Source organism: Arthrobacter sp. NamB2, assembly GCF_005281365.1.
GTDB lineage: Bacteria > Actinomycetota > Actinomycetes > Actinomycetales > Micrococcaceae > Arthrobacter_D.
Window position 1 is genome coordinate 100,269 of sequence record NZ_SZWI01000003.1, and the last position, 15,974, is coordinate 116,242.

A 15,974-nucleotide genomic window follows, 5' to 3' on the forward strand; every position below is an offset into this window, starting at 1 on the left:
CGGGGACGAATACCAGTGAGTGTCCATCACGGGTCGAGATCGATCCGAGGCTCTGTTGTCACTGGAAGACCGTGGCGCCGCGACACCGTCGGTGCAGCACGTATGCGAACATCCTAAGGGCCGCGTGACGGGGAACACTACACGGGCCTCCCGACCGGACCGATCGTTCGACTTTCGTTATGCACAGCCGGCTGCACAGGTCCGAGCCGGGCCACGACGTCCGGGTGGGAGTACGCGAAGGTCAGTGGTCCCGACCGAGCACGGCCTGCAGGGCCGCTGCAGCCATGACCCGGATCCCGCACGCGATGGCGCGTTCGTCGGGCACGTAGTCGCCGCGGTGGAGGTCGAACGTCTCCCCGCCGGGCGTGCGCGTTCCGAGCCGCATCATGGCGCCGGGCACCTGCTGCGTCATCCACGCGAAATCCTCGCCGCCCATGGACTGTGGGGTGAGCACCACGGCGCCCGCCCCGAGTTCCGCGCGCGCCGCGGCTTCGAGGAGCCCTGTCTCGGCCTCCTGGTTCACCACAGGTGGGACGCCCCGGATGTGCTCGAGCTTCACGTCCACGCCGAAGGGTGCAGCCACCTCGCGCACCGCGCGGTCGAGCAGCTCGCCGGCGGACTCCCACGCCTCGCCGTCGAGGCAGCGAAGGGTCCCGGACATGAATCCATGGGCAGGAATCGCGTTGGGCGCGGATCCGGCGTGGATCTGCCCCCACACCACGGACACCGCGCTGCGCACGTCGATGCGCCGGGAGAGGACTGCCGGCACGTTCACCGCGATGGATGCCAGTGCGAACACGAGGTCCTCGGTCAGGTGCGGGCGGGAGGTGTGCCCTCCGCGGCCGCTCAATTCGACCCGGATGGTGTCCGATGCGGAGGTGATCGCGCCGATACGGGTCCCGACGAGCCCGACGTCGATCCTGGGGTCGCAGTGCAGTGCCAGGATCCGCGGCAGGCCCTCCAGCACGCCCTGCGCGATGACGTCGATCGCTCCACCCGGCATCATCTCCTCGGCGGGCTGGAAGATGACCCGGACGGTCCCGGGCAGCGGCGTCTCGGCGTCCAGCTCGGCGAGCACGAGGGCGACGCCGAGCATCACCGTCGTGTGGATGTCGTGCCCGCACGCGTGGGTGACGCCGGTCGACGCGGACTCGTACGGCAGGCCCGTCTCCTCGATGATGGGCAGCGCATCGATGTCCGCGCGCAATCCGAGACGCAGCGGCCCCTGTCCGATGTCGACGAACACGCCCGTGCCCTCCAGGCGCCGCGGCACGAGCCCTGCCTGCGCGAGCCTGGCGACGATGAGGTCCGTGGTGCGGTGTTCCTTGTAGGACAGTTCCGGGTGGCGGTGGATGTCCCGTCGGATCTCGGTCAGCTCGGCGAGGAGCGGCCCGAGGGATGCGCCCACGCGGGAGGTCGGCGGGCTCTGGGTGCTGAACGTTTCCACGCCCTCAGCCTACCGACCGACACGGGGCGGTCCTCAAACGGGGTCATCCGGAGCCGTCATGGACTGATCGGCGGTCGTCCTACAGGACGTCGGTGTCCCCACTCGCCCTCAGCCGCTCGACGGCGGTCTTGACCTCCTGGGCGTGTTCCTTCGTCGTCACGAGCAGCGCGTCCGGAGTGTCCACGATGACGACGTCGTCGATCCCGATCAGCGCGATGACGCGCTTGGTGTCCGAGACGACGATTCCGGAGGCGTTCTCGGAGAAGACGCGCGCGCCCTCCCCCATGACGGTGAGCTCGCTGTTCTCCTCCGCAGGGTTCAGGCGGCCGATCGCGGCGAAGTCACCGACGTCGTCCCAGCTGAACTCGCCCGGGATCATCGCCACGTCACCTGCGGCGGCGGCGGGTTCCGCGACGGCATAGTCGATGGCGATCTTGGGCAGCGTGGGCCAGACCCGGCGGGCGACCTCGACCCGGCGCGGAGTGTCCCATGCCTCGGCGATCTCCATGAGTCCCGCATAGAGCTCTGGCTCGTTGGCCGAGAGGTGCTTCAGCATGAGGTCCACGGGCGCCACGAACATGCCGGCGTTCCAGGAGTAGTTGCCGCTCTCGATGTAGCCGTCGGCGACCTCCTGCGAGGGCTTCTCGACGAACTCGATCACGGCGCGGGCGCTGGGAGCTCCCACGGCGGCGAGGGTGTCACCGGCGCGGATGTAGCCGAACCCGGTGGACGCATGCGTGGGCTTGATGCCGATGGTCACGATGTAGCCTCGGGCGGCGGTGTGGATGGCCTCCCGGACCGCGGCCTGGAAGACCTCCACCGGCGCGATCACCTGATCGGCCGCGAAGGACCCCATGATGATGTTCGGGTCGCGCTGGTGCAGGATCGCGGCTGCCAGGCCGATGGCCGCTCCCGAGTCCTTCGGCTCCGACTCGAGCACGAGGTTCATGTCCTCGATCTCCGGGAGCTGCTCGAGGACCGCCCGCCGGTGCACCACGCCCGTCACCACCATAGTGCGGCCGTCGCAGAGCGGGCGGAGCCGGTCGTAGGTCGCACGGATCAGCGTGCTGCCGGAACCGGTCAGGTCGTGGAGGAACTTCGGGGCCGCAGCCCGCGAGAGCGGCCACAGGCGCGTGCCCGTGCCGCCTGCGGGTATGACGCCGTGGAAGCGATCCATCACATTGTCATTGTCAGGGGTGTGGGCAGCCGCCCTCTCGGTACTCATCCGTTCCACGGTAACCGACGCATCGCGGTGAGCGGCGTTCCACCCGGCGGAAGCCGCACAGTGCACCGCTGACACCAGCCGCCACCGGTGTTAACAAGGTCACAGGTGAGGCGCCCCTAAATTGAACGGGAAGTGTCACCGGCCTACATTATTCTTATCTGAAGAGTGCTGTCGCACCGGCGTAATCCCTGCGTATAACGCGCTAACGCCCATGCGATGCAGGGAGGTAATTTCAATGCCGAAGACACTGACACCAGCAGGCACCCTCTACCGTGGCCGGGAAGGCCAATGGTCCTGGGTGGCCCATCGCATCACCGGGGTAGTGATTTTCTTCTTCCTCCTCGTCCACGTCCTGGACACGTCCCTCGTACGCGTTTCGCCCGAAGCCTACGACGCCGTCATCGCCTCGTACAAGAACCCGATCATGGGGCTCGGGGAACTCGGCCTCGTCGCTGCGATCGTGTTCCACGCCTTCAACGGGATCCGCCTCATACTCGTGGATTTCTGGAAGAAGGGCCCCAAGTACCACCGCCAGATGCTCTGGAGCGTCGTAGGCCTCTGGGCGGTCGTCATGATCGCTTTCTCGATCCGCCATCTCTCGCACGTCTTCGGAGGTTAGTACGCCATGGCTACGCCAACCATTGATAGCCCCCGGTCGGGGCGCGTGAGCCCGGGCTACTCGCGCACATCCAGCTCGCGCGGCAATTTCGAGATGATCGCGTGGCTGTTCATGCGTCTCTCGGGTGCCATCCTCGTCGTGCTGATCTTCGTGCATCTCTACATCAACCTGGTCGCCGGTGACGGCATCACCGGGATCGACTTCGGATTCGTCGCGGGCAAGTGGGCCGATCCCTTCTGGCAGGTATGGGACCTGACGCTGCTGTGGCTGTCCATGCTGCACGGCACGAACGGCATCCGCGTGATCATCAACGACTACGCCGACAAGAACAGCACGCGTATGTGGCTCAAGGGAGTTCTGTACACGGCGACCGTCGTGATCGTGGTGCTCGGCACCCTGGTGATCTTCACCTTCGATCCCTGCCCCGTGATCGACGGAGTCGCGCACGTAGCGGACTACTGCCCCGCCCCGTAACCCCCGCCCCACCTCGGCACTACCCGCACGACCGTCCGCCCTCTGGGGCGCCGTCGTGCAGTCTCAACGGTTTCAACAGAAAGAGCGACCAGCATGCAGGTCCACAAGTACGACGTCGTCATCGTCGGCGCCGGTGGCGCGGGAATGCGCGCAGCCATCGAATCGGGACAGCGCGCCCGCACCGCCGTCCTGACGAAGCTCTACCCCACCCGATCCCACACGGGTGCGGCGCAGGGCGGCATGTGCGCGGCACTCGCCAACGTCGAGGAGGACAACTGGGAGTGGCACACCTTCGACACGGTCAAGGGTGGTGACTACCTCGTCGACCAGGACGCCGCCGAGGTCATGGCGAAGGAAGCCATCGAGGCCGTCCTCGATCTCGAGAAGATGGGGCTGCCGTTCAACCGCACGCCCGAGGGACGCATCGACCAGCGGCGCTTCGGTGGCCACACCCGCGACCACGGCAAGGCGCCCGTCCGCCGCTCCTGCTATGCAGCGGACCGCACAGGACACATGATCCTGCAGACCCTGTACCAGAACTGCGTCAAGCACAACGTCGAGTTCTACAACGAGTACTACGTGCTCGACCTGCTGATGGTGGACCAGGAAGTCACGGTCGACGGCGTGACCCGCATCCAGAAGCGCGTCGCCGGCGTGGTCTCGTACGACCTGGCCTCGGGTGAGCTGCACGTCTTCCAGGCCAAGTCCGTCGTCTTCGCCTCGGGCGGCGTGGGCAAGGTCTACAAGACCACGTCGAACGCCCACACCCTCACGGGTGACGGCATGGGCATCGCCTTCCGACGCGGCATCCCCCTCGAGGACATGGAGTTCTTCCAGTTCCACCCGACCGGCCTCGCCGGACTGGGCATTCTCCTCTCCGAAGCCGCTCGCGGTGAAGGAGCGATCCTCCGCAACTCCGAGGGTGAGCGCTTCATGGAGCGGTACGCCCCTACTATCAAGGACCTCGCCCCCCGTGACATCGTTGCGCGCTCGATGGCGAACGAGGTCCGTGAGGGCCGTGGTGCCGGGCCGAACAAGGACTACGTCCTGCTCGACCTGACCCACCTCGAGCCGGCCCACATCGACGCGAAACTCCCCGACATCACCGAGTTCGCGCGGACGTACCTCGGCGTCGAGCCCTACACGGAGCCCGTGCCGGTCTTCCCGACGGCCCACTACGCGATGGGTGGCATCCCGACCAACATCAAGGCCGAGGTGCTGTCGGACAACGACACCGTGGTTCCCGGCCTCTATGCGGCCGGCGAGGTCGCCTGCGTCTCCGTGCACGGGTCCAACCGCCTCGGGACCAACTCGCTCCTCGACATCAACGTCTTCGGCAAGCGGGCAGGCCTCGCTGCAGCGGAGTACGCCCTGACGGCCGATTTCGTGGAGATCCCCGAGAACCCGACGACCGAGACCGAAGAGCTCCTCAACCGGGCGCGCAGCTCGGAGGGCGGGGAGCGCGTCGCGCAGATCCGCAAGGAACTGCAGGACGTCATGGACGCGAATGTCCAGGTATTCCGTACGGAGCAGACGCTGCTCGAGGCGCTGCGCGTGATCGATACGCTGGAAGAGCGCTACACACGCATCACCGTGCAGGACAAGGGCAAGCGGTTCAACCTCGACCTGCTCGAGGCCGTGGAGCTCGGATTCCTCCTCGACATGGCGAAGGTCATGACCGCGGCGGCCCTGCACCGGAAGGAATCACGCGGTGGACACTTCCGCGAGGATTACCCCGAGCGTGATGACGAGAATTTCATGACCCATTCCATGGCCTACAAGGATCCGAGCGCCACCGAGACAAGCGGCGTCCGCCTTGAGACCAAACCGGTGATCTTCACCCGATACCAGCCCATGGAGCGTAAGTACTGATGAGCACTGAAACCGTAGAGAAAGAGCCGGCGTCGAAGATCGATCTCGGTCCGGAGGTCGCGGGCGGGGAGATCCCCACGTTCGACATCACCCTCAAGGTCCGCCGCTACAACCCCGAGGTGTCCGACGAGGCACACTGGGACGAATGGCAGCTGACCATGTACGGCACGGACCGCGTGCTGGACGCCCTGCACAAGGTGAAGTGGGAGCACGACGGCTCTGTGTCCTTCCGCCGCTCCTGCGCCCACGGCGTCTGCGGCTCCGACGCGATGCGGATCAACGGCCGCAACCGGCTTGCCTGCAAGACCCTGCTGAAGGACCTCGACACGTCCAAGCCGATCCTCGTGGAGCCCATCAAGGGCCTGCCCGTGGAGAAGGACCTGATCGTGGACATGGAACCGTTCTTCCAGTCCTACCGCGAGATCATGCCGTTCCTGATCACCAAGGGCCACGAGCCGACGAAGGAGCGCCTGCAGTCCGCCGAGGAACGCGATCGCTACGACGACACCACCAAGTGCATCCTGTGCGCGGCGTGCACGTCGTCGTGCCCTGTGTTCTGGACCGACGGCCAGTACTTCGGGCCGGCCGCGATCGTCAACGCGCACCGATTCATCTTCGACTCGCGTGACGACGCCGGCGACATGCGCCTGGAGATCCTGAACGACAAGGAGGGCGTCTGGCGCTGCCGGACCACCTTCAACTGCTCGGAAGCCTGCCCCCGCGGTATCCAGGTCACCAAGGCCATCTCCGAGGTCAAGCAGGCGATCCTGACCCGCAAGGTCTGATCCCGCACGAGGCAATCGGCGTCCATCGCCATGGGAAGGGCGGTCCGCACCAGCGGGCCGCCCTTCGCCGTTCCGATGATGCGTCATGGCGGCTCCTGGCCGCGACCACAGCTTGGGAGGAGACCTGTCAGGTGGGAGGATTCCCGGTTCCGGCCCGGCGGCGGCTGCGTTGCCGCAGGGTGCCGCCCTTCGCCTCATGGTGGCGATCCGCACGCACTTCTGCGTCTGCCGACATGACGGCACACCAGGCTGTTGCGATGAGGTAGACCTGGCTGAGGAAGAAGAACCAGACGAACAGGCCAAGGATCACCGCGAACTGCAGCAGGATCGCATTGCGGCCGAGACCGGACAACAGCAGGGTCGAGAAGGTCCGCAGCAGCGTGCTTCCGATGCCCGCGATCACGGCACCCTGCACCAGGAACCGGCGGGGCATCTCGATCGCCGACGCCGAGCGCAGCAGGACCACGGCGACGAGGATATCGAGGACGATCATCACGGCGAACCCGGCGAGCTGCGTGAGGACCCTGCTGGCCTCGCTCAGGTGGAGGAACGACAGGAGCGCGCCGAGGGTATTGCTGGCGAGGACGCTGAGCGCGGTCGTCACGAGCATCACGACCCCGAGCAGGGCCAGGGTGCCGAGGTCCCTCACCTTGAGCAGGAGGGGGTTGGTTACCACTGGCGGCAGAGCGAACATGCCGCGCATCGCCTCGCGCATCCCCGCGACCCAGCCGAGGGAGGTGGCGAGCATGATCGCGCCGGATATGACCAGGGCGAGCCCGAAGCCGCCTGTTCCCTCGAACAAGGTCTCCGGTTTGGCCAATCCCCCGTCACCCGTGTCGATCAGACCTGGAACGGCGTTCTCGAGCGTCTCCACGATGAGCGATTGGAGCGGCTCGTTACCGGCGATGACCAGGCCCAGTGTTGCGAAGCCTGCCGCCAGCAGGGCTGCGATCGCGAAGAACAGGCGGTACGCCAGCCCGGCGGCCATGAGGGGACCGTTGCGCAGCATGTAGAGCTGGATGACCCGCACCGGCCGCAGCGTGTTCAGCCTCGAGAGTGCGAGATCCATCCTGGCGAGGAGGACTTCGCCTCCCCCGGCTCCGGCTCGGGTCAACCGTCCGAGCTTCACCTGGGCGTCGACGACCTTCCGTCGGAGGTCGGGCAGGCTCGCCGGGGACGGCTGGTCAGCTGGTGGTGGTTTCGGAGCCGTCAGCGACCTGGCCAAAGTGCAGCTCCTCCCTCAGTTTCCACAGTCCCGACGGCACGTGCTCGTACAGCCCCATGGAGCGAACCTCGAACGAGGCCTCGAACTCGTCGAGTTCCTCGACGGCCGCATCCATGCCCGCTTCCGAAACATCGTGCGCCACGGTGACATGGGGATGGAAGGGAAAGTCGAGCTCGCGTTCGAGCGGTCCGGCCTGGAGCTTCGAGTGCAGGTCCACGCACTCCTCGAACCCGTCGACGAGTTTGAGGAACACGACGGGCGACACCGGCCGGAAGGATCCCGTACTCCGCAGCCGCACCAGGAAGGGTTTCTGCTCACGAGCCACGTCACGCACGTGCTCGACGGTGGCGTCCCAGTCCGAGGCCGGCGTCGTCGTGATGAGGGTGATGTGAGGCGGCACCACGGCAGCCATCGGATCACCGAAGGACGCTCGCCACGACTCCAGGGAGCTTGCGAGAGGCTCGGGAATCGGGATCGTGATACCCACGCAGCAACCGTCCAGGTTGGAGGCGGACATGGCTGTCCGGGTTCCGATGGTCCGACCGGTGGGCGCGCACATGGATCAGAGGACTCCGACGGCCGGGAGGAAACCCACGCGGGCGTAGACATCCGCCAGGGTCGGAGCCGCCAGGCTGCGCGCTTTGGCCGCACCCTTGGCCAGCAGCCGATCGAGTTCGGCCGGGTCTGCCAGCAGTTCCTCGGCCCGGGTCCGGATCGGTGTCAGCGCGTCCACGACGACCTCGGCGAGGTCCACCTTGAGATGCCCGTACATGCGGCCCTCGTACTCAGCCTCGAGCTCTGCGATGCCTCTGCCCGACAGCGCCGAGTAGATCGCGAGCAGGTTCGAGATTCCCGGCTTCTCCGCGGTGTCGAACCGGATCTCGGTTCCGGCATCGGTGACGGCGGAACGGATGCGCTTGGACGTCACCTTGGGATCGTCGAGCAGGTTGATTAGACCGGCAGCGGAGGCAGCCGATTTGGACATCTTCGCCGTCGGATTCTGCAGATCGTAAATCTTTGCCGACTCCCTCTGGATGAAGGGCTTCGGAAGGACGAAGGTCTCGCCGAAACGGGAGTTGAAGCGCTGCGCCAGATCCCGGCTCAGTTCCACGTGCTGCCGCTGGTCCTCGCCGACCGGTACGCCGTCGGGCTGGTAGAGCAGGATGTCCGCGGCCTGGAGGATCGGGTAGGTGAACAGACCCACGCTGGCGGAATCCGTCCCCTGCTTCGACGCCTTGTCCTTGAACTGCGTCATCCGGGAGGCCTCGCCGAAACCGGTGAAGCAGTTGAGCACCCACGCGAGTTGCGCATGCTCGGGCACGTGGGACTGCACGAAGAGCGTTGCCTTGTCCGGGTCGACGCCGCCAGCGATGTACTGCGCCGCCGTGATCCGGGTACGGTGCGCCAGTTCCTGCGGGTCCTGCGGCACGGTGATGGCGTGCAGGTCCGGGATGAAGAAGACGGCGTCGTATGTCTCCTGCAGGCGTACCCAGTGGACGAGTGCGCCGAGGTAGTTGCCGAGGTGGAGGGAGCCGGCGGACGGCTGCATACCGGACAGGATGCGCTGGCGCCGGTCGGTGCCCGGCGCAGTGGCAGGGTCGGTGGTCAGGGTTGTCATGGGGTCTGTCCTGGATCCTGGAGCTGGTAGTCGACGACGAGCGGTGCGTGATCCGAGAACCTGGTGTCCCAGCTCGGCGCCCTGTCGACGTCGGCGGTCACTGCACTCTTCGCGAGCGCCTGCGTCGCCATCTGGTAGTCGATACGCCAGCCGGTGTCGTTGTCGAAGGCCTTCCCCCGCCACGACCACCACGTGTAGGGGCCATCGACGTCACCGGCCAGCAGCCTCGCCACGTCGACGAAACCGCACTCCTCCGAGAAGAAGCGGTCGAAGTAGGCGCGCTCCTCGGGCAGGAAGCCGGCGTTCTTGACGTTGCCCTTCCAGTTCCTGATGTCGTGCTCGGTATGGCCGACATTGAGATCGCCCATCACCACCGCATGATCGGCACCGTCCCTGAGCTGTGGCAGGCGCGTGACCATCGCATCGAGGAAGCGGTACTTGTCATCCTGCTTCTGCGTGCCGACCTCACCCGAGTGCACGTACGCGCTCGCGACGGTGAGGGTCGCGCCGTCGACCGCGAAGTCCGCCTCGACCCATCGACCGGCGGTGTCGAAGTAGCTGTCCCCGATGGTGGTCCTCGTGGCCGTCGGCTCCTGGCGGGAGGCGATCGCTACGCCCGCCCTGCCCTTGGCCTCCGCCTCGGTGTGGAGGATGTGCCAGTCGTCGCCGAGCAGGCTGCGGACCACCGCATCAGGGGCCCGGACTTCCTGCAGGCAGAGGATGTCGACGTCGCGTCCATCGAGCCATTCCTGCATACCGCGCTTGTAAGCGGCGCGGATTCCGTTGACGTTGACGGATGCGATGCGCAGGGATTTCTGCGGAGGATTCGTTGCCGGACTCACTCGATCCACCTTACCCCGCAGGGTTTTCTGATTCATCCCGGGAGCAGGCTCCTCAGTCGACGACAGTGCCCTCGACGGGGCCTTCGCTGGAACCCTTCATCATGGAACGTGCGTTGTGGGACGTGATCTCGATCGTCTCGAGCGCGCGCTCCACCATCCCCTCGTCCTTGCCGAGGTAGTCACGCACGACGCCGACCTGCACCTGGACGATCTTGAAGCTGTGGTCGAGCTTCAGGTCACGTGCGCGGTCGACGGCCACGGGGGCTGACGACTGCCCGGACCCGCCAGGACCCGCATGCCCCTGCAGGCGAGCCGCAGCCTTCCGCGCGGCCGATCGAAGGCTGAACACCACGAAAGCGAAGATCAGGAGCCACCCGAGGGAGATGATCACCACCAGCCATCCGACGACGTCGTTCTGGTTCGCCGCGAAGACGACGGCAACCAGGAACACGACCAGCATGACGGCCATCCCGGCACTGCCCATGCGCATGCTCACACCCCGGCCCGCGGGCCGCCCATTACTCCCTAGTGACTGCATTCCTCCATTCTCCCGCATCACCAGATGCCGTCCTGTTCCTTCCACCGCGGGCGAACTGTCAGCCTTTTCAAAGTTCCTGCACATCTCGACCCATCCGTGATCGGGGTCACCCCGAAGTACAGTCATGCGCGCCCCACGGTGCGCTTCATTCGCACAATGGAGGAATTTCCGATGAACAAGAAGATGCGTTTCCTCGCAGTACCAGCCCTCGCCGTCAGCGCCGTTGCTATGGCAGGCTCCCCCGCTATGGCAGGCCATGACGGCACGTACTCCTCGACCCTGGGTCAGCTCAGCGGTACCACCGGAACCGGGACCGTATCCATCAGCGTCCAGGGTGACCAGGCACAGCTGAAGCTGCAGGTCAACGGCCTCGCCCAGACCTTCATGGACGCGCCATACCCCCACGTCCAGCACATCCACGGTGGAGCGCAGGGCAAGTGCCCCACCCCCGCCGATGACGCCAACGCCGACGGGATCCTCAGCACGACCGAGGGCGCCGCTTCCTACGGTGGCATCCTGACGACGCTCACCACCTCCGGTGCAACGACGCCCGCTGAGGGCCTCAACCTCCAGCTCGGTGGTCAGGGTGGCAGCTACACCATCGACCGCACCATCACCCTTGACAAGGCGACGCAGGAAGCCCTCGGCGCCGGCACTGCCGTCGTCGTTGTTCACGGCCTGGACCCCGCCACCGTCACCGCATCGGCTGAAGCATTCAACGCACCGAGCGACCTCGAGCCCTCCCTGCCCCTCGGCGCAACCTCGCCCGCCCTGTGCGGTGTCCTGACCGAGCAGCAGATGGGCGCAATGCCCAGCGGTGGCGCTGACACCGGTGTTGCCACCGAGTCCTCCAACACCGCAGGCATGATCGCCCTCGGTGGCGGACTGGTCCTCGCCGCAGCAGCCGGTGGAACCTACGCCGTGCGTCGCCGCGCAGAGCACAACGCGTAATACTGATCCCCACCATGATCAGTAAAGAAAACGGCCACCGCTGGGGCTTCACGGCCCCGGCGGTGGCCGCCCTTTTCCTGCTTGCCGCCTGCGGATCCTCGGACACTGCCACGACACCGACCGAACCCGCGCCCAGCATCTCCGCGCCCAGCATCTCCGCGACCACCGAGGCACCCGCACCGGGTGCGCCGTCGACGGCAGCCTCGCAACCGGCCGCTGCTGCTCCTGCGCCCGCCTCCCCGGAACAGCCTGCCGTGCTGCCAGCCTCCGCGCCGGTCTCACTCGAGATCCCCTCCATCGGCGTGCGCACCGACCTGCTGACCCTCGGACTGCGGGAAAATCGTAGCCTCGAGGTTCCGCCGGACGGACCCGGAGCACCCGCCAGCTGGTACGACCAGTCACCGACGCCCGGCGAACGCGGTCCCGCCGTCATGCTCGGCCATGTCAACGCGACGGACGGCGGCAAGGGTGTGTTCGCGGATCTTCGCGCCCTCAAGGCCGGGGACCGGATGAACGTCACCCGCGAGGACGGCTCGACCGCGGTCTTCGAGTTCCAGCGTGGCGAGGCCTACCAGAAGGACGAGTTCCCCACCCTCACGGTGTACGGGAATACTCCCGGATCGGAACTCCGTCTCATCACCTGCGACGGATACAACCCGGACACGGGCGATTTCGACGACAACTACGTCGTGTACGCAACGCTCGTGATCTAGCGTCCGTCCGACGAGTGATCGCGTCCGCGTGATCGGTGCCCTGGCGATTCGGTGGCTACCGGAGGAAGAGCTTCCGCAGTCGCAGGGTGGTGAGCAGCATGCCAACCGCGATCATCACGAGGAAATAGCTCAGGTGCACCACCGTCGCCGGCGTGAACGAGGCGACGCTGATCTGTCGCAGCAGCTCCACGCCGTGCCATAGCGGCAGGGCCTGGATGAACCACTGGATCCCCTGCGGGTAGACGCTGAGGGGATAGAAGGTCGCCGAGAAGAGGAACATCGGCAGCATCACGAAGTTGATCCATTCCATCTGCTGGAAGGTCTTCATGAAACTGGTGATCCCCATGCCGAAGGACGCGAACCCGAACGCGATCACGACCGAGGCCGGGATCATGAGCAGTGCGACCGGCGTCGTGATGAGTCCCATGATGCCCATGACCGCAGTGAAACCCGTCGCGTACATGGCGCCGCGCAGGAGCGCGAGGAAGATCTCGCCGAGCGCGACGTCGAGGGGACCGAGCGAGGTGTAGAGCATTCCCTGGTACAGCTTGGCGAAGTTCATCTTGAAGAACACGTTCCAGGTGCTGTCGTACACGGCTCCGTTCATGGCGGAGACGGCGAGCAGTGCGGGAGCGATGTACGCCGCGTAGCTGATCGCCTGTCCGCTCGGACCCTCCACCGTCCCGACGAGGGCCCCCAGTCCGACGCCCATGGAGACGAGGTAGAGCACGGGCTCGAAGAAGCCGGACACCATGATGAGCCAGTTGCTGCTCCGGGTGGCGAGCAGGCCGCGGGCGATGACTGCCCTCGCATTGCGGGAGTACAGCGCGGCCAGCGGCCGCTTCGACCCTTCCAGCGCATAGTCCTGCGCAGTAAGTTGCGCGCTCACTTCCCGAGCCTCCTCGCATAGATGGACCGTGCAAGGCGCAGGCCGACGACGGCGAGGACCACGAGGTACAGGACATGGACGACGGCGAGCCACACCGGGATATCGTGCCCGTAGGTGAGCGCCCGCCCCAGCTCGGTGCCGTGCCACAGCGGGGATATCCAGCCGATCCAGCGCAGGAACACCGGAAGGGTGTCCAGCGGGAAGAAGGTCCCCGAGAAGAGGAACAGCGGCGTCACGATGAAACGCATGACGAGCGCGAACTGCCCCTTGTCCTCCTCGACGCTCGCCGAATAAGCCATCAGCGGCAGGCCGAAGGCGAGACCGCTCAGCACGGCCACGGGGATGGCGACGACGCCTGCGGGCGACGGCGACGCACCGAACGCGGCGACGATGGCGAAGTAGATGATCGTGGTGGCCGCCAGCCGGACCGTGACCGCGATGACGTGGCCGTTGACGATCTGAGCGGTGCCCAGCGGTGAGGCATGCGGACCGTAGTACACCCTCCTCCACTTGAAGCCGTCCATCACCGGATAGGTGAACTCGTTCGCTGCGATCATGATCGTCGCCGAGGCGAGCAGGGCAGGGGCGATGAAGGCAAGGTAGCTGACACCGCCGAACGCACCGGCGGAGTTCCGGTCGACGAGCGTGGCCAGCCCGACCCCCATCGCGAAGAGATACATCACCGGCGTTCCGACACTGGAGGCCAGCAGGGTCCAGCGGTAGCTGTTCATGGACCGCAGGACGTGCTCGGCGTAGTACCAGGAGCCGAACTTCCGCGCTCGGCTCGCCGACACCTCCGGCTTGTGCGCGTGCAGGCGGTAGGGCCGGTCGACGACCGACTCCGCGGACGGGGCTGCTCCGTGCTCAGTCAACGAGGCTCCTCCCGGTCAGGCGGAGGAAGACGTCCTCGAGGGAAGAGCGCCGGACGAGGGAGGTGAGCGGTTTCAGGCCGCGGGACGTGACCTGTTCCAGCGCCGCCTCGCCGTCGTGTGCATAGATGAGCACGCGGTCCGGCAACGGCTCGAGCCGCTCCCCGATCCCCTGCAGGTCCACCGCGACCGTCGTGTTGCGTTCGGATCCGAAGCGCAGTTCGAGGACCTCGCGCGTGGAGTGCTCCCGGATGAGCTGCGCCGGCGAACCCTCGGCCATGATCCGGCCCTTGTCGACCACGACGAGCCGGTCACAGAGCTGTTCGGCCTCGTCCATGTAGTGCGTCGTGAGGATCAGCGTGACGCCGGACTCCTTCAGGCGGAACAGGCGGTCCCACAGGATGTGGCGTGCCTGGGGATCGAGGCCGGTCGTCGGTTCGTCCAGCAGGAGGATCTTCGGCTCGTTGATGAGCGAGCGCGCGATGGTCAGGCGCCGCTTCATACCCCCGGACAGGGAATCGACCTTCGCCGAAGCCTTGTCCGTGAGCTGGGCGAACTCGAGCAGCTCGTCCGCCTTCGGCTTCAGGTAGCTCATCGGCAAGCCGAAGTACCGCCCGTACACGAGGAGGTTGTCGCGCACGCGGAGCTCCTCGTCGAGGTTGTCCTGCTGCGGCACGACGCCGAGGTGCGCCCGCACCTCGGGGCCGTGGTCCTCCGGATCGAGGCCCATGATCGTGAGTCCGCCGGACGTGCGCTGGGAGACGCCCCCGATCATGCGCATCGTCGTCGACTTGCCGGCTCCGTTGGGGCCGAGCAGGCCGAAGGACTCACCCGCCGGTACCTCGAAGGAGATTCCGTCGACGGCCTTGAAGTCGCCGTAGTGCTTGCTGAGCTGCTGGGCGGAGATGACCGGCGGACCGGCGGGAAGAGGAGGCACCCGCCCAGCCTAGGCGGGAACTCCCATCGGGAGAAGCCAATGGGAGCTCCCGAGGGGGATCAGGCGCGCGCTGCCGTGCGCTCCGCAGCCTCGACGACGTTGGTCAGGAGCATGGCGCGCGTCATCGGCCCGACTCCCCCAGGGTTCGGTGAGAGCCAGCTGGCCACGGAAGCCGCGGCCGGATCGACGTCGCCCGTGAGCCTCGCCTTCCCCGTTTCCGGGTCCTCGACGCGGCTCACGCCGACGTCGAGCACGATCGCGCCCGGCTTGAGCTGGTCCGCGGTGATCATGTGCGGGATCCCCGCTGCCGCGACGACGACATCGGCTCGCTTGAGGTGCTCGGCGAGGTCTACGGTTCCAGTGTGTGCCAGCGTGACCGTCGCGTTGATCTGCTTCCGGGTCAGCAGCAGGCCCAGCGGACGCCCGACCGTGACCCCGCGCCCGACGACGAGCACGTCGAGGCCCTTCAGGGTCAGGTTGTGCCGGAGCAGGAGCTCCACGATGCCGTGCGGCGTGCAGGGCAGCGGTGATTCCATCGGCGCGTTGACGTTGAGGACGAGCTTGCCCAGGTTGGTCGGATGCAGGCCATCGGCGTCCTTCGCCGGATCGATCCGCTCGAGGATCGCGTTCGTGTCGATGTGCGCCGGCAGGGGAAGCTGCACGATGTAGCCGGTCGTGGCGTCGTCGTTGTTAAGCTCGTCGAGGACGGCCTCGAGCTCTTCCTGCGTGATGGTCTCCGGAAGGTCCCGCCGCACCGAGGTGATGCCGACCTCCGCGCAGTCACGGTGCTTGCCCGCGACATAGGAGCGGCTTCCGGGATCGTCACCGACGAGGACCGTGCCGAGGCCCGGTGTCACCCCGAGTCCACGCAGCGCCGTGACGCGTTCGGCGAGTTCGGTTTTGATGCGGGCAGCGGTTGCCTTCCCGTCAAGGATGCGGGCTGTTGTACTCATGCGAATCGTCCTTCTCC

Annotated in this window: 17 protein-coding genes; 6 read left to right on the top strand and 11 right to left on the bottom strand. The window is 66.5% G+C overall.

Annotated features, from left to right (window positions below; all coding sequences use genetic code 11):
* Positions 1 to 241: 241 nt before the first annotated feature.
* Together FDK12_RS06975 and FDK12_RS06980 are read right to left on the bottom strand one after the other, a co-directional pair.
* The gene (locus FDK12_RS06975; protein WP_137368904.1) at positions 242 to 1,447 is read right to left on the bottom strand and encodes an amidohydrolase; all 1,206 of its coding nucleotides are present in this window, start codon (positions 1,445 to 1,447) and stop codon (positions 242 to 244) included.
* A 79-nt stretch (positions 1,448 to 1,526) separates the two neighbouring features.
* A complete protein-coding gene (locus FDK12_RS06980; RefSeq protein ID WP_137368905.1) occupies positions 1,527 to 2,672 on the bottom strand; it encodes a mannose-1-phosphate guanylyltransferase in 1,146 nt (381 codons plus the stop codon).
* Between the two features lie 235 nt (positions 2,673 to 2,907).
* Here FDK12_RS06980 and sdhC point away from each other — a divergent pair, with 235 nt between their 5' ends.
* From sdhC to FDK12_RS07000, 4 genes are all read left to right on the top strand, one after another.
* Positions 2,908 to 3,291 (top strand): succinate dehydrogenase, cytochrome b556 subunit, encoded by a 384-nt coding sequence (sdhC, locus tag FDK12_RS06985; protein ID WP_104117914.1) that lies wholly within the window; start codon positions 2,908 to 2,910, stop codon positions 3,289 to 3,291.
* Positions 3,292 to 3,297: 6 nt separating this feature from the next.
* Positions 3,298 to 3,765 (top strand): succinate dehydrogenase hydrophobic membrane anchor subunit, encoded by a 468-nt coding sequence (locus FDK12_RS06990; RefSeq protein WP_104117915.1) that lies wholly within the window; start codon positions 3,298 to 3,300, stop codon positions 3,763 to 3,765.
* A 93-nt stretch (positions 3,766 to 3,858) separates the two neighbouring features.
* Positions 3,859 to 5,637, top strand: coding sequence for a succinate dehydrogenase flavoprotein subunit (sdhA, locus tag FDK12_RS06995; protein WP_137368906.1), 1,779 nt, complete (start codon positions 3,859 to 3,861; stop codon positions 5,635 to 5,637).
* Positions 5,637 to 6,422 (top strand): succinate dehydrogenase iron-sulfur subunit, encoded by a 786-nt coding sequence (locus FDK12_RS07000; RefSeq protein WP_104117917.1) that lies wholly within the window; start codon positions 5,637 to 5,639, stop codon positions 6,420 to 6,422. The genes sdhA and FDK12_RS07000 overlap by 1 nt, the downstream gene beginning before the upstream one ends.
* A gap of 127 nt (positions 6,423 to 6,549) precedes the next feature.
* Here the strand turns inward: FDK12_RS07000 and FDK12_RS07005 are convergent, their stop codons facing one another.
* The 5 genes from FDK12_RS07005 to FDK12_RS07025 form a co-directional block, all read right to left on the bottom strand.
* Complete coding sequence (locus tag FDK12_RS07005) at positions 6,550 to 7,647, bottom strand: YihY/virulence factor BrkB family protein (RefSeq protein ID WP_137368907.1); 1,098 nt, start codon at positions 7,645 to 7,647, stop codon at positions 6,550 to 6,552.
* Entirely contained in the window at positions 7,607 to 8,134 is a 528-nt protein-coding gene (locus FDK12_RS07010; RefSeq protein ID WP_317616720.1) for a 2'-5' RNA ligase family protein, read from the bottom strand. Before FDK12_RS07010 ends, FDK12_RS07005 begins: the two co-directional genes overlap by 41 nt.
* Before the next feature lie 75 nt (positions 8,135 to 8,209).
* On the bottom strand, positions 8,210 to 9,265 hold the full coding sequence (gene trpS / locus FDK12_RS07015; RefSeq protein ID WP_137368909.1) for a tryptophan--tRNA ligase: 1,056 nt from the start codon (positions 9,263 to 9,265) through the stop codon (positions 8,210 to 8,212).
* Positions 9,262 to 10,116, bottom strand: a complete 855-nt coding sequence (locus FDK12_RS07020; RefSeq protein WP_223263185.1) for an exodeoxyribonuclease III — start codon at positions 10,114 to 10,116, stop codon at positions 9,262 to 9,264. Before FDK12_RS07020 ends, trpS begins: the two co-directional genes overlap by 4 nt.
* A gap of 43 nt (positions 10,117 to 10,159) precedes the next feature.
* Positions 10,160 to 10,645: a hypothetical protein gene (locus tag FDK12_RS07025; protein ID WP_104117922.1), complete on the bottom strand. Its 486-nt coding sequence runs from the start codon at positions 10,643 to 10,645 to the stop codon at positions 10,160 to 10,162.
* A 171-nt stretch (positions 10,646 to 10,816) separates the two neighbouring features.
* Here FDK12_RS07025 and FDK12_RS07030 point away from each other — a divergent pair, with 171 nt between their 5' ends.
* Positions 10,817 to 11,596, top strand: coding sequence for a hypothetical protein (locus FDK12_RS07030; RefSeq protein ID WP_137368911.1), 780 nt, complete (start codon positions 10,817 to 10,819; stop codon positions 11,594 to 11,596).
* 14 nt (positions 11,597 to 11,610) lie between these two features.
* Positions 11,611 to 12,309, top strand: a complete 699-nt coding sequence (locus tag FDK12_RS07035) for a class F sortase (RefSeq protein WP_137368912.1) — start codon at positions 11,611 to 11,613, stop codon at positions 12,307 to 12,309.
* A gap of 55 nt (positions 12,310 to 12,364) precedes the next feature.
* Here the strand turns inward: FDK12_RS07035 and FDK12_RS07040 are convergent, their stop codons facing one another.
* From FDK12_RS07040 to FDK12_RS07055, 4 genes are read right to left on the bottom strand one after another with little or no spacing between them, the layout of a single operon-like run.
* Positions 12,365 to 13,198, bottom strand: a complete 834-nt coding sequence (locus FDK12_RS07040) for an ABC transporter permease (RefSeq protein WP_137368913.1) — start codon at positions 13,196 to 13,198, stop codon at positions 12,365 to 12,367.
* Positions 13,195 to 14,070, bottom strand: a complete 876-nt coding sequence (locus tag FDK12_RS07045) for an ABC transporter permease (protein WP_223263153.1) — start codon at positions 14,068 to 14,070, stop codon at positions 13,195 to 13,197. The genes FDK12_RS07040 and FDK12_RS07045 overlap by 4 nt, the downstream gene beginning before the upstream one ends.
* Positions 14,063 to 15,004, bottom strand: coding sequence for an ABC transporter ATP-binding protein (locus FDK12_RS07050; protein ID WP_137368914.1), 942 nt, complete (start codon positions 15,002 to 15,004; stop codon positions 14,063 to 14,065). Before FDK12_RS07050 ends, FDK12_RS07045 begins: the two co-directional genes overlap by 8 nt.
* A 59-nt stretch (positions 15,005 to 15,063) precedes the next feature.
* A complete protein-coding gene (locus FDK12_RS07055; RefSeq protein ID WP_137368915.1) occupies positions 15,064 to 15,957 on the bottom strand; it encodes a bifunctional methylenetetrahydrofolate dehydrogenase/methenyltetrahydrofolate cyclohydrolase in 894 nt (297 codons plus the stop codon).
* Between the last annotated feature and the right edge of the window lie 17 nt (positions 15,958 to 15,974).

Coding starts and splice junctions, on each gene's coding strand:
- sdhC (WP_104117914.1), top strand. CDS start 2,908: ATGCCGAAGACACTGACACCAGCAGGCACCCTCTACCGTGGCCGGGAA.
- FDK12_RS07035 (WP_137368912.1), top strand. CDS start 11,611: ATGATCAGTAAAGAAAACGGCCACCGCTGGGGCTTCACGGCCCCGGCG.
- FDK12_RS07025 (WP_104117922.1), bottom strand. CDS start 10,645: ATGCAGTCACTAGGGAGTAATGGGCGGCCCGCGGGCCGGGGTGTGAGC.
- FDK12_RS06990 (WP_104117915.1), top strand. CDS start 3,298: ATGGCTACGCCAACCATTGATAGCCCCCGGTCGGGGCGCGTGAGCCCG.
- trpS (WP_137368909.1), bottom strand. CDS start 9,265: ATGACAACCCTGACCACCGACCCTGCCACTGCGCCGGGCACCGACCGG.
- FDK12_RS06980 (WP_137368905.1), bottom strand. CDS start 2,672: ATGAGTACCGAGAGGGCGGCTGCCCACACCCCTGACAATGACAATGTG.
- sdhA (WP_137368906.1), top strand. CDS start 3,859: ATGCAGGTCCACAAGTACGACGTCGTCATCGTCGGCGCCGGTGGCGCG.
- FDK12_RS07055 (WP_137368915.1), bottom strand. CDS start 15,957: ATGAGTACAACAGCCCGCATCCTTGACGGGAAGGCAACCGCTGCCCGC.
- FDK12_RS07000 (WP_104117917.1), top strand. CDS start 5,637: ATGAGCACTGAAACCGTAGAGAAAGAGCCGGCGTCGAAGATCGATCTC.
- FDK12_RS07030 (WP_137368911.1), top strand. CDS start 10,817: ATGAACAAGAAGATGCGTTTCCTCGCAGTACCAGCCCTCGCCGTCAGC.